The sequence below is a fragment of the Clostridium hydrogeniformans DSM 21757 genome (assembly GCF_000686705.1).
GTDB classification, from domain to species: domain Bacteria; phylum Bacillota; class Clostridia; order Clostridiales; family Clostridiaceae; genus Clostridium_Z; species Clostridium_Z hydrogeniformans.
This window is the reverse complement of the sequence record NZ_KK366004.1, coordinates 46015-58581: the sequence shown is the minus strand read 5'-3', so window position 1 is coordinate 58581 and position 12567 is coordinate 46015. Positions and strand designations below refer to the sequence as shown.

General features: G+C 30.2%; 15 protein-coding genes and 1 tRNA gene. 2 read left to right on the top strand and 14 right to left on the bottom strand.

Going from position 1 to position 12567, the window contains the following annotated elements; genetic code table 11:
- Window positions 1-270: 270 nt before the first annotated feature.
- A complete protein-coding gene (locus BR69_RS0113480) occupies window positions 271-792 on the top strand; it encodes a GNAT family N-acetyltransferase (RefSeq protein ID WP_027633640.1) in 522 nt (173 codons plus the stop codon).
- Between the two features lie 303 nt (window positions 793-1095).
- Here BR69_RS0113480 and BR69_RS0113475 read toward each other — a convergent pair.
- Window positions 1096-1171: transfer RNA gene (locus BR69_RS0113475), tRNA-Trp, on the bottom strand.
- A gap of 354 nt (window positions 1172-1525) precedes the next feature.
- Between BR69_RS0113475 and BR69_RS0113470 the strand changes: the two genes are divergently transcribed.
- Window positions 1526-1906 (top strand): SdpI family protein, encoded by a 381-nt coding sequence (locus BR69_RS0113470; RefSeq protein WP_027633639.1) that lies wholly within the window; start codon window positions 1526-1528, stop codon window positions 1904-1906.
- A 60-nt stretch (window positions 1907-1966) separates the two neighbouring features.
- On the opposite strand, the gene BR69_RS21235 is transcribed toward BR69_RS0113470, so the two are convergent.
- From BR69_RS21235 to BR69_RS0113405, 13 genes are all read right to left on the bottom strand, one after another.
- The gene (locus BR69_RS21235) at window positions 1967-2662 is read right to left on the bottom strand and encodes a CbiQ family ECF transporter T component (RefSeq protein WP_051623622.1); all 696 of its coding nucleotides are present in this window, start codon (window positions 2660-2662) and stop codon (window positions 1967-1969) included.
- The gene (locus BR69_RS0113460) at window positions 2634-2918 is read right to left on the bottom strand and encodes an energy-coupling factor ABC transporter substrate-binding protein (RefSeq protein ID WP_027633638.1); all 285 of its coding nucleotides are present in this window, start codon (window positions 2916-2918) and stop codon (window positions 2634-2636) included. The genes BR69_RS21235 and BR69_RS0113460 overlap by 29 nt, the downstream gene beginning before the upstream one ends.
- Window position 2919: 1 nt before the next feature.
- A complete protein-coding gene (locus BR69_RS0113455; RefSeq protein ID WP_027633637.1) occupies window positions 2920-3642 on the bottom strand; it encodes an energy-coupling factor ABC transporter permease in 723 nt (240 codons plus the stop codon).
- A gap of 196 nt (window positions 3643-3838) precedes the next feature.
- Entirely contained in the window at window positions 3839-4606 is a 768-nt protein-coding gene (locus tag BR69_RS0113450) for a cobalt-precorrin-6A reductase (RefSeq protein ID WP_027633636.1), read from the bottom strand.
- A gap of 67 nt (window positions 4607-4673) precedes the next feature.
- Window positions 4674-5399, bottom strand: coding sequence for a precorrin-3B C(17)-methyltransferase (gene cobJ, locus BR69_RS0113445; protein ID WP_027633635.1), 726 nt, complete (start codon window positions 5397-5399; stop codon window positions 4674-4676).
- Window positions 5400-5618: 219 nt separating this feature from the next.
- A complete protein-coding gene (gene cbiG / locus BR69_RS0113440; protein WP_027633634.1) occupies window positions 5619-6602 on the bottom strand; it encodes a cobalt-precorrin 5A hydrolase in 984 nt (327 codons plus the stop codon).
- A gap of 40 nt (window positions 6603-6642) precedes the next feature.
- Window positions 6643-7395: a precorrin-4 C(11)-methyltransferase gene (gene cobM, locus BR69_RS0113435; protein ID WP_027633633.1), complete on the bottom strand. Its 753-nt coding sequence runs from the start codon at window positions 7393-7395 to the stop codon at window positions 6643-6645.
- Window positions 7396-7406: 11 nt separating this feature from the next.
- Window positions 7407-8069, bottom strand: a complete 663-nt coding sequence (locus tag BR69_RS0113430; protein ID WP_027633632.1) for a cobalt-factor II C(20)-methyltransferase — start codon at window positions 8067-8069, stop codon at window positions 7407-7409.
- A gap of 147 nt (window positions 8070-8216) precedes the next feature.
- Window positions 8217-8804, bottom strand: a complete 588-nt coding sequence (cbiT, locus tag BR69_RS0113425) for a precorrin-6Y C5,15-methyltransferase (decarboxylating) subunit CbiT (RefSeq protein WP_027633631.1) — start codon at window positions 8802-8804, stop codon at window positions 8217-8219.
- The gene (gene cbiE / locus BR69_RS0113420; protein WP_027633630.1) at window positions 8804-9406 is read right to left on the bottom strand and encodes a precorrin-6y C5,15-methyltransferase (decarboxylating) subunit CbiE; all 603 of its coding nucleotides are present in this window, start codon (window positions 9404-9406) and stop codon (window positions 8804-8806) included. Before cbiE ends, cbiT begins: the two co-directional genes overlap by 1 nt.
- 105 nt (window positions 9407-9511) lie before the next feature.
- Complete coding sequence (gene cbiD, locus BR69_RS0113415) at window positions 9512-10600, bottom strand: cobalt-precorrin-5B (C(1))-methyltransferase CbiD (protein WP_027633629.1); 1089 nt, start codon at window positions 10598-10600, stop codon at window positions 9512-9514.
- Window positions 10600-11223: a precorrin-8X methylmutase gene (locus BR69_RS0113410; RefSeq protein WP_027633628.1), complete on the bottom strand. Its 624-nt coding sequence runs from the start codon at window positions 11221-11223 to the stop codon at window positions 10600-10602. The genes cbiD and BR69_RS0113410 overlap by 1 nt, the downstream gene beginning before the upstream one ends.
- A 24-nt stretch (window positions 11224-11247) precedes the next feature.
- Entirely contained in the window at window positions 11248-12555 is a 1308-nt protein-coding gene (locus BR69_RS0113405) for a cobyrinic acid a,c-diamide synthase CobB (protein ID WP_027633627.1), read from the bottom strand.
- Window positions 12556-12567: the final 12 nt, after the last annotated feature.

Genomic DNA, 12567 nt, shown 5'->3' with positions numbered 1-12567 from the left:
GGTTTCCTAAAAGTCTTCTTCCATCTTATATTTAGTATAAATAATAAATTTATTTTAAATTATGATAACCTAGTGATATTTACTACTAAAGTTAAGGTCTTATTTTATTGAAATAAATTAACTCTGTAATCTAAATCCTTTATGAAACTCATACTCCTTTAAAGTAAGTAATATCTTAAAGTTACTAGTATTTTTATTGACTATGCTTATATAACAGTAATATAATTTTTTATATTAAATTAATAAACTAAAGTAATGGAGGAGAATATAATGAACCCTTATTTAAGGAGAGCTAAACTTGAAGATTTAATTGAAATAATGAATATAATAGAGGATGGTAGAGAGGCTCTTAAGAAAAATGGTATTCCTCAATGGAAGGATGGAGATGGTCCTAGTTATGATATTTTTCTTGAAGATATAAAAAATCAAGAAGCTTATGTTATGATTTTAAATAAAAAAATTATAGGTGTTGCAAGTATTATAAGCAACCCTGAAGAAGCATATAAGACTTTAAAAAATGGAAAATGGGATGAAAGTCAAAATTCCTATGTATCTATTCATCGTGTAGCAATTGATACTTCTATTAAAGGAAAAGGTTTATCAAATAAATTATTAGAATTACTTATAACCACTGCTAGTATTTTAGGAAATACTGATATAAGAATAGATACCCACCCTAAAAATTTAATAATGCAACGAGTTATAAAAAATTCTGGATTTGGAGAAAAAGGAGATATTTTACTTCCTGTTAGGGATGGTGAAAGAAAAGCATTCCAATTAATATTAAACTAAAATTAATCTAGTATTAATTTTAGTTTTAAGTTTACATAGTTATCTGTAAATTTAATATACAAAATAAATATATATAAGTTCTAATATTAAAACTAAATTAGCTTCAGTTGAAACTTATTGAGTCATCAATCAGTGAAATTTAAATTACTTAATGCAATATATATAACTCCCTATATAAAAAAACACCTCAGAAATTATTCTAGATTAAAACTACAGTTTTTTCTAAGTCTTTAAAATACACTAAAAATCTTAACTTATTATAAAATAAAAATCCTTACAGATAAAATCTGTAAGGATTTTTTATGGCAGGGGCACGAGGACTTGAACCCGGAACCAACGGTTTTGGAGACCGCTACTCTACCAATTGAGCTATACCCCTAAGTACATTTAATATTATAATATATATTTTCCTAGTATGTCAATAGATATTTTATTTTTCTTTATTTCTTATATCCTCCATACTATAGTTATTAATCCTATCAGGTCTCATTTTTCTTAAATTATGAAATAAGGTGTAATTTATAATATAAGTGTCTTCTCTTTTTAAAATACCAAATGTATACTGATTTTATTAAAACATTTTTTCAAATTAATTGTAAACTAGAATTTAACTAATATCTATAAGTTCTACTTATCTATATATCACTAATTAGCATATAAATATATTATACTTTAATACATAATTTTAAAATAATAAAAACTTAATGTCTATATTTTGAAAGGAGATATGAAAATGGGATTTTGGATCTTTATGCTGATTTCAAACTTATTACTTCCACTTGCAATGATAATTCTTGGTAAATATTTCATGAAAAAACCTCCTAAAGAGATTAATAGGATTTCTGGATACCGAACCTCTATGTCTATGAAAAACAAAGATACTTGGAATTTTGCACATCACTATTGTGGAAAACTATGGCTAAGTCTAGGATGGATTATGCTTATTCTCACTATAATGTCGATGCTCTTTGTAATTGGAAAAGATATGAAGGTTGTTAGCATTTTTGGTGGTATACTTTGCGGTATACAACTTATTTTCTTAATTGGTTCCATAATTCCTACGGAAAGAGCCTTAAAAAATAATTTTGACCAACATGGTAATAGTAGAAAATAATTTATCTATATAAATATTATTCTTTTAAATAAAAATATAGCGGCTAAAAATTTTTAGCCACTATATTTTTATACATAAACTTAAGCTTATGATACCATATATTATTATACTAATTACCCTTAAAGTATTTATTGAAAACTCAAATGAATAGTTATGTCTACCATTATAGCATCTCGTGTTAAGACCATCTTTTATTTCCTTCCATGATGAAAATAAGTTTTTTATTACTAAGGAGCATACATAACCAAAATCCCTAATAGATTTCTTATAACCATTAAAACCGCCTCTAGACTTTACTGCTTTAAAAGTTATATTAAAATCATCTTCTATTAAGATTAAAAATCTTTCCATGGATTTTGCTATATCTCCAATGTCTCTTAAAAACTCACTTTTACTTATTAAAGCTATTATATGATCTAGTGGTGTTGTTAAGGACAATAGACTTATGGTCATTGCTCCATTTAAGGTTCTTAAGACTATAATCACAATAGATGTATTATTTCCTATAAATAAAATAGGTATTATGGATATTAGTGAAAATGTAAGACCTATCATTAAAAACTTTTTTACAATAACTAGAGGAATTTCAGCTCTTAAAACTAGCACACTAATTAGTAGTATATTTATACATATAATATAAATATTTACAGTATATGAGCATAGTATAAGCGATATAAGGGTTATCATAATCTTTTCTAGAGGATGTATAGAAGTATTTTTATTTATTCTAGCATGCAGATTTATTTCCCTTATCATATTTCTTTTTACCTACAAAATATCCTATAAACCCAGCCCCTGCTGCTGCTTGAAATGCAAATAAAAAGCTTTCAACTTCTCCTGAAGGTGGCTCCCAAAGGCTTTCAAACCATGGCTCATAGTCCTTATTTATTTCTGTTATTAATTCTTCTGCCTCAGCATCAGCACCTTCAAATGGCGCTTCCTTAGATATTACAAAGGGAACTATTATTAATAAAGCGCATAACGCTAACAGTATTATATTTCTCTTCTTCATTTTATAGTCCCTCCTTAAGGCTTAATAATTCATCGCTACAGTGTTTTGTTACAAAATCATAAATTATAACTGATATTATTCCTTCTACAATTGCTAATGGTATTTGAGTTATTGCAAAAACTCCTCCAAAGCTTATGAAAGATTGAATTACTCCTCCACTACCACTTGGAAAAGCTAAAGCAAGTTGAAGTGATGTAACAATGTAAGTAACTAAGTCACCTAAGGCTGCTCCTAAAAACACTGCAACCCTTATGTTTTTTTTCTTAAATAGTCTATAAACAAAATATGCCACGAAAGGTCCTACTATTCCCATAGAAATCACATTGGCTCCTAGGGTAGTTAACCCTCCATGAGCAAGAAGTAATGCTTGGAATAGTAAAACTATTAAAGATATAGCTCCCATAGCTGTAGGTCCAAAAACTATAGCTCCAAGACCTGTACCTGTTGGATGAGATGAGCTTCCTGTTACAGATGGAAGTTTCATAGCTGACATCATAAAAACATAGGCTGCCATTAAAGCAAGAAGCATTTTTACTTCCTTATTACTTTTAGTATTTCTTTTAATATCTCTTATACTCAGGTATAAGAATGGTAGTGCTAACACTCCATAAAATAAACTCCACTTAAGTGGTAAAAAGCCTTCTGCTATGTGCATAGCATAAGCATTGTGTGGTATTGTTATAGCTAAAGCAATAACAAATAGTACATAAAGGATCTTCTTCATTTTTATTCTCCCCCTGAAAATTTTATTTTAATAAAGGTATCTATAATTTACAATAGATCCTAATTAAACTTTTTTACTAGAGCCTCCCATTACTTAGCACACCTTTTAAATATACTAAGTAATGTTATGCCCCTACGTTAAAATTATCTAGGTATTTCCCACTCTTTTCTTTAGTTAATCCTTTAATAGTTTAATCTTAAATAAAGTTGTTTTCCTTAAGATAACTTATAACATCTTCCTCTTTTGTGAATATATTATTATTTTTATTTTCTTCTCTTTCAATGATTATTAAGTCAATATCACTATCTAAAGCTGCATTTAACTTTTCTAGTGCACCACCTTGTATTCCACTATCTTTTGTTATGACAGCTTTAGCATTATATTCTTCAATAAAAGCTTTATTTAAGCTATAACCTATTGGACCTTTTATTGCTACTATATCCTCTGGTTTTATCCCCATAGTTATTAACTCATCCATAACTTCTTTAGATGGAAGAACTCTGTGGATTATTCTATTTTTAATGTTAAGATTCATTATTTTTTTTACATTTCTACTTCCAGTAGTATTTAATATATTTCCATCTATTTTATTTAGGATATTTTCTAGCTCCTCATAGGATGTAACTCTCATTATTCTTCTATCTTCTATGACTTGTAAAACCCCAGGTCTTTCATATCTTACATAGTGGGTGTTAGCCTCTTTGCAAGCTTCCCTAGCATTTTTACTTACTTCCTTTGCATAAGGATGAGATGCATCTACTAGGGCCTTTATATTAAATTTATTTATTAATTTTTTAAGCCCTTCCTTATCTAAGGGTTCTGTGTTTAAATGGTGTATTTTATATTCCTTTAACAGTTCACCACCATAAGAGGTAGCTGTTGATACAATAATTTTATCTGTATATTTATTGGCAAGGGATAAAAACTCTTTTCCCTCTGAAGTTCCTAATATAAATCCTACCACTATGATTTCCCTCCTAAGGTAACCCTTAATTCTTAGTTAAAATTTAATATAAATCTTTTTTTATTTACTATTCTTTATTAACCTTATATCCTCTTGGGGTTACAAACTGTCCATCTTTTATAAAGCTCTTAGAATTTCCTATTATTACTATAGAAAACATGTCCACAACAGAATCATCAAAATTCTCTAAGGTAAATAGCTTATAGCTCTCTCCCTCTCTTAAAGCATGTCTTACAACTGCTACAGGAGTAGAATCTTCTCTATATTGTTTTACAAGGTCTATAGCTTCTCTTAAGTAATGTGGTCTTCCCTTACTCTTAGGATTATATAATGATATAACAAAGTCTCCTTTAGCAGCTAAATCTACTCTATTTTTTATGTCTTCATAAGGAGTCATTAAATCACTTAAGCTTATGTTACAATTATCATGCATAAGTGGTGCCCCAACTACTGCTCCTGCTGCACTTGATGCTGTTATCCCTGGTATTATCTCAACATTTTCATCTTCCTTCATTTCAAGAATTAATCCTGCCATACCATAAATTCCTGCATCCCCTGTACTTATAAGAGCAACAGTGTTTTCTCTACTTAGGGCTAATGCCTCTCTACATCTGTCCTCTTCTCCTCTCATTCCATTGGAGAATATTTCTTTCCCATCTAATAATGGTTTTACCATTTCTATATACTTAATATAACCTGCAACTATATTACTTTCCTCTATGGCCTCTTTAGCTCTTAGACTCATATGTGAAAGTCCTCCTGGACCAATACCTATAACATAAAGTTTTCCCATATTTTTCTCCTCCTATATCTATGTATTTAATCACTGTAATACTCTATCTCATAACTAAAATTTTTCTCAAAAGACTATACAAGTATTATAAATCCTGTATTAAAGATTTACTGAAGACTTGTAAAAGCCTCTATTTATTAAACTACAATTTATTCTCAATAAAACCTAAACTTAATTAAATTTTATTTTTTAGATATATTAATTTTATAAAAAGATTAATTATACTATCTCACCTATGGTTAGTGTTATTCCTTCATACTTTAATTTTCCCTTTAATATAGTTCCACCCATAAGTTCAACTGAAGGCTCTGATACAGCTCTTACTCCAAGGGTCTTAAACACAAAGTCGCTTCCTTCATATTTATGATCCACCTTACTTATCTCTTCCCTAGAAAAAGTTTCAAAAGGACAGTTAAGTAGTAAAGCTAAATCATTTATTGCCTTTTCCTCTTTTTTTATGTAAGCGGATCCTATCTTAAGTACAGATCTTTGATCTATATTATTTTCCTCTAAGGTTTTAGTAATCCACTGTATAAGTTTATTAGAATCCATATTTTTTCTACATCCTACTCCAAGAACTATATTCTTTGGTATAAGCCTAAGCACAGTGCTTTCATTGCTTATATTAGTATTATTAATCTTGTTAGTTATCCAAAGCATATTGTCACATGGAGTCTCTACCTTTTCATATCCTTTAGGACAAGTCACCTTTTCTCTATCATCCTTAAAAAACACCTTTTCTTTTTCCACAAGTCTTGATGCTATATACTTTGCTTTTTTTAAATCTTCTATAATAAGCTTCTCTTCCTTTGCCACAATATCAGGAGCTACTACCCCTATTGTATCTGTGGCAGTAGTTATTATAGGCTCATTTTTAAGGACCTTTGAAACGTCTAAGGCAAGATCATTAGCCCCTCCAATATGTCCACTTACAAGACTTATTGTATATTTATTACTATAATCAACTACAACAACTCCTGGATCTTTATCCTTTCCTTTAAGAAATGGTGCTATAGCCCTTACTGCTATACCAACAGAAGTTATAAATATAATACCTTCACAGTTCTCCATTAGATATTTAGTAACATTGGAAAGATTGAAATTTTCTACTGTATTTTTAGAAAACAATTCTATATCCATACCTTCTTTAATAAGCTTTGCTATTTCATCTCCCCTTGATGTTACACTTATAACTCCTATCATAATTTTCTTCCTTTCAACTAAGTTATATTTTTATAGTAATTTACTTCTCTGCATCTCTATACATATGAGAGAAGGTTTTATCATATAAAAGACTCTTCTCATAATCACAGTCTATAAAATCTCCTACTAATATTTGAGCACATTTTTTAATTCCAGCTTCAGTTACCTTCTTAGAAATGTCATCTAAAGTACCAAATATTATTCTTTCATCTTCCCAAGTAGCTCTTTCTACAACAGCTATAGGAACATTTCTACCATATCCATTTCTAAGCTTTTCTACAACCTTATCTATCATTGATATGGATAAGAATATAGCCATAGATGCTCCAATAGATGCTAATCTTTCTAAATCCTCAGTCTCTGGTACTGGAGTCCTTCCCTCTACCCTTGTTAAAATAACTGTTTGAGTTACAGAAGGTAAAGTAAACTCCTTTTTTATACTAGAAGCTGCTGCCACAAAAGAACTTACTCCTGGCACCACAGAGTACCCTATATTAAGCTTATCTAACTCATCCATTTGTTCTTTTATAGCTCCATATATAGAAGGATCACCTGTATGTAATCTAACTATATCTCTCCCTTTTTCATTAGCCTCTTTCATAACTTTAATAACTGCTTCTAAAGTCATAGATGCAGAGTTATGTATTTCAGCTCCTTCTTTGCAATATTCTAAGTGTTCTTTACTTACTAAAGAACCAGCATATATAATAACATCGGCCTTACCTAATATATCTCTTCCTCTTACTGTTATTAAGTCTGCACTTCCTGGACCTGCTCCTATAAAATAAACCATAATCTCTTCTCCTATCTACTTGCAATTATTAGTGACATATAGTCTCTACAATTTAATATTTCTTCTCTATCTTCTAGTACGATTTGTCCTTCTCTTCCTGCCCTGCTTACATAAACATAGTTAAAACCTTTTTCCTCAAGAGTATTTAATACTTCTTCTTCCTTCTTATAAACCTTCATTATGACTACGTACTTCTCATCCTTTATATCATGAACTCTAGACGCTGGCATAACTAAAAGAGGTTCATTTCCTACCACTAAAGTCCTATTTACAATACTAGCTGCCGCACAGAAGGATGTTATTCCTGGTATAGTTTCCACCTTAAATCCAAGATCCTCCATATGCTTTAAAAGATGAATATATGTGCTATATACATAAGGATCTCCTATGGTTAAAAATACTACCTTTTTTCCCTCTTTAAGCTTTTCTTCTATAGTTTTATAAGCTTCCTTAACCTTTATATCCTTATCCTTAGTTCCCATTGGAAATTGCTTTAATATAACCTCTGTTTTTTCTTCTATATATTCTTTAACAGTTTCTAATGCTATGCTTTCTCCACCTTCTATGGCTGTAGGTGCAACTATAACATCTGCTTCCTTAATTATTCTTACTGCCTTCATAGTAACTAGTTCTTTATCCCCTGGTCCTACCCCTATTCCTGTTAATTTAGCCATTATTAATTCTCCCTTCTTTTACTTATCTAAAAAGTAATATTTCTATATATGTTATTTAGTTATTTTGTAATTTGTAATTTAGATAATCTATTAAAATAACTACTCTTCCTTTTTAACTTAAACTAATATAATGATTTAAAAATTATTTTATTCCTCTATCTTTATTCCTTGTAATATAAATATTGGATTATTGGAAATCATCATATAACTATCTCCTCTATTCTTACTTATATTAGCTAAGGTTATATCTATTTTAAAATTTAGTCCCTTTAAAATTTCTATTGCCTTATATGCATTATTTAAAGTTATAAAGTTTAAAACCATAGTTCCATTAGTTTTAAGTAGCTCTGAAGATACTTCTATAATTTCCTTAATATCTCCACCACTTCCCCCTATAAATATAGATGCAAAGGAAGATAGGTTTTTTTCATCCTCTTTAATATTCTTTAAAGCTTCAAGAGCCTCACCCTTAATAGGTACTACATTTTTGCAGTTAAACTTTTCTATATTTTCTTTTGTTATATTAAAAGCCTCTTCATCTCTTTCTAAGGAGTACACTATTCCTTCTCCTAAAAGCTTTGCACATTGTACTGTTATACTTCCTGTTCCTGAACCCACATCAATTATCTTGGAATTCTCTTCTAAGTTTAATTTACCTATAGAAAGTATTCTTATGTCCTCTTTGGTCATAGGACACTTTCCTCTTATAAATTCTTCATCTTTTATAAAAACCATTAAATCACCTCTACTACTACTACACTTAAGTCTGAATATTCTCTATTTATAAGTTCTTCTGGGCTTCCATTTGCTATAATCTCATTTTCATAGGATAAATTTTCTCCTATAAACACATTGCACTTAATTGAGTTCTCTAATAAAAGTTCACATAATCTCTTTGGATTATTCTCCTTATCTGTAAGCCAAAAGCTAAGTTTCTTATTTAAGACCTCTTTTATAAAATCAGCCTTCCTTCCATGGACACTAGAAACTAAAGCTTCATTCCAGCTCTTTCCTACAGCACAAGCTAAATATTGAAATGAACTTATTCCTGGGGTTATTACCACCTTACCTTCATAATTATTTTTTATATAATTACTTATTCCATAAAAGGTGGGATCTCCTGATGCAACTAGACCTATATTTTTATCTTTGTTTTCATTTATTATTTTTAAAGTTTCCTTTAATGATTCTACTATTATTTTTCTATTATCAATAAAATCTAAAGACTCTATTGCTCTTTTAAATCCAATAACTAAATCTGCCTTATTTAAAATTTCAATAGCCCTAGGTACAATATAATCCTTATGTCCTGGACCAAGACCTACAATATATATCATAAAATTCACCACTTTCGCAGTTTTAATTTCTCTAGAAAATTTTATAGCTCTAATTAAATAATTAATATGAGATATAAAAATTATAATTTACTGTGTTAAAAGTTGTTAACCGTCCCCAAGTATTGTGCAAAGAACCTTTTTCTCCTTTGAGCCATAATACATAATTATGCTACTTTCTAGTTCTCCATAAGTATACTTGTCTATTCTATCTTTAATCTTTTTCCCTATATTCTCGTATAAAAGAGGAAAATCATCTCCTAATATTTTAACAACAGCTTCTGTGGTTCTCTCGTTTAGTATTCTATTTATAAGATCCAATGGATAACCTAATAGGGTAAGTTCTAAAGCTATTACCTCAAGTCTTACATCACATACTCTACTATGAGTATTAAAGCATCCAAAGACTATTTTACTCATCTTTCCTATATGACCAACTAAGGTAATTTTCTTCACCCCTTCAGCTATACATGATTCTAGTGAAAATCCTACATAGTTTGAAATAACAACTATATTATCCTCTGTATGTCCTAAGCTTTTTAAAAGATCTTCTCCCATATTTCCAAATACTAATACAAGTTCCTTATTCTTTAAAGCCTTTTGCTTTATCTCAATATCTATGGATTCCTTTATGGCATCCTCTGACATTGGATATACTATCCCTGATGTTCCAAGGATAGATATTCCCCCTATTATATTAAGTCTTGGGTTAAATGTCTTTTTAGCTATTTCCTCTCCTCTTGGTACAAATATCTCTATTTCTACCCCAAGGTCTTTAGGTTTAACCCTTCTAACTTCTTCTTCTATCATTCTTCTTGGAACTGGATTTATGGCAGCTTCCCCCTTATCCACATAAAGGCCTTCTCCCATAACACGTCCAACACCTTTTCCGCCTTTTAATATGAAATCTTCTTTTGTCTTAGATGCCTTTGCCCATATTTCCATTCCATGGGTAGCATCTATATCATCTCCACCATCTTTTAATATGCAACATTCCACATAATCTTTTCCCTTATTTATTTTCTCTATTTTAAGATTTAATACAATGCCCTTAGGTGTATCTATTTCAATATATTCAAGTTCTTCATTATTAAAAAGCATGTATGTAGCAGCCTTGGCTGCTGCAGTAGCACAAGATCCTGTGGTATATCCACATCTTAATTTTTTACCACCACTGTTTATATAAAGGTCTAACATTATCTCTCCACCACCATATATAAAAGAGCATTAACAATAGCTGCTGCTACTGTACTTCCTCCCTTTCGTCCTGTAACTGTTATGTATGGAATATTAAGACTTTCTAGTTCTTTTTTACTTTCACTAGCACCTACAAAACCTACTGGTACTCCAATTATAAGTTTTGGTTTTGCACATCCCTTTTCTATAAGCTCTTTCAGTTTAAATAAAGCAGTAGGAGCATTTCCAAATACAAATATATCTACGTTATCCTCTACAGCCTTTTCTACTCCAGCCATAGAACGAGTTATTCCTCTTTCCTTTGCTATCCTATGTGTTTCATCTAAGTTTACATAGCATATTACTCTTCCCTTTGTCTTTTCTAGCCCTCTTTTATTTATTCCTGATAAGGCCATATTTGTGTCTGTATATATAGTAGCTCCTTTAAGTAAAGCCTCTTTTCCTGCCTCTATAGCTCCTTCACTTATTTTTGTTAAGCTTTGATACTCAAAATCTGCTGTGGTATGTATAACTCTTTTTACTATTTTAAGTTCTTCCTCTGTAAAATTATGAGGTGCCATTTCCTCCCCTATTATTTCAAAACTTCTTTCTTCTATTGCCATAGGATTTTTAATATAATCCATAATAATCCTCCTTAAAACTTACTATTATTTTTTATTGTTTAAAGAAATTAAGTTCATTAAAAACTCTAAATTTCCAAAGAAATGTATATGTGGGTATCCCCCTAAGGTATTATTTTTAAAATATCCACAGTTCCATTTTAATAATTCACCATCATATCCTTGTTTTTCCACATTATAAACAGCTTCCTCTTCAGTATCTATGGTTGACTTATGAAACTCATGGCAGTTTATAGCTATATTAGGGTTGTTTTTCATAGTTACTTTTGCATATCCAAACCTATTTAAAGACTTAGTCATTCTAGCCTTTCCTTTTAAAAAACCTACCATATGATTTCCTTCAATTTCTTCCATTAGATACATAAGACCACCACATTCACCATAACACTTAAGTCCACTTTCTAAGGCTTTTTTTATACTATTTCTCATAGGTAAGTTCTTTGAAAGTTCTTCTTTAAATACCTCTGGATATCCCCCACCTAAATAAAGAAAATCTATATCTTCTGGAAGCTTTGCATCCTTTAAAGGACTAAAATACTTTATTTCTCCAAGCTCCTCTAAAAGTTCCAAGTTTTCTTTATAATAAAATCTAAAGGCTTCATCATAAGCAACTGCAGTTTTAAGTCCTATATTTTTAACATGGAAATTGTCTTTTGAAATCTTTCTTTCCTTAAGACAATCTATTATACCGTCTACATCTACATGAGTTTCTATTAGTTCCTTAACCCTATCTATCTTTTCTATAATATTTTTAACTTCTACACTTTGAACAAGTCCTAAATGTCTACTTTCAAGAGCTATAGTTTCGTCTTTAGGTATATATCCAAAAACTTTCATACTGCAATTAGCTTCTATAGCTGACTTTAAAAGTTTATAATATTTTTCACTTATTTTATTTAAAACTACTCCTACTATATTTGCATTCTTAAAATCTTTAATCCCATTAAGTTCTGCACATAAAGTTACACTTTGGGCTTTAGGAGTTATAACTAAAACTATAGGAGCATTATCTAAGGTTTCTGAAAGATGATAGGTAGAATAATCCGTATCTATTCCACGTCCATCATAAAGTCCCATAACCCCTTCAATAATTCCTATTTCCCCTTTGCCTCTATTATAGGAAGCTAAAACTCCCTCTTCTCCCATAAGGAATAAATCTAAATTTCTTGATTCTCTCTTTGTAACTTCCTTATGAAATCCAGGGTCAATATAGTCTGGACCAGCCTTATATCCTTGTACCTCATAGCCTCTATCCTTAAGTGCCTTCATAAGGCCTAAGGTAAAAGTAGTTTTTCCTCCTCCACTTCCATTAGAGGATATTATAAGAGACTTCATAGCTATTCCTCC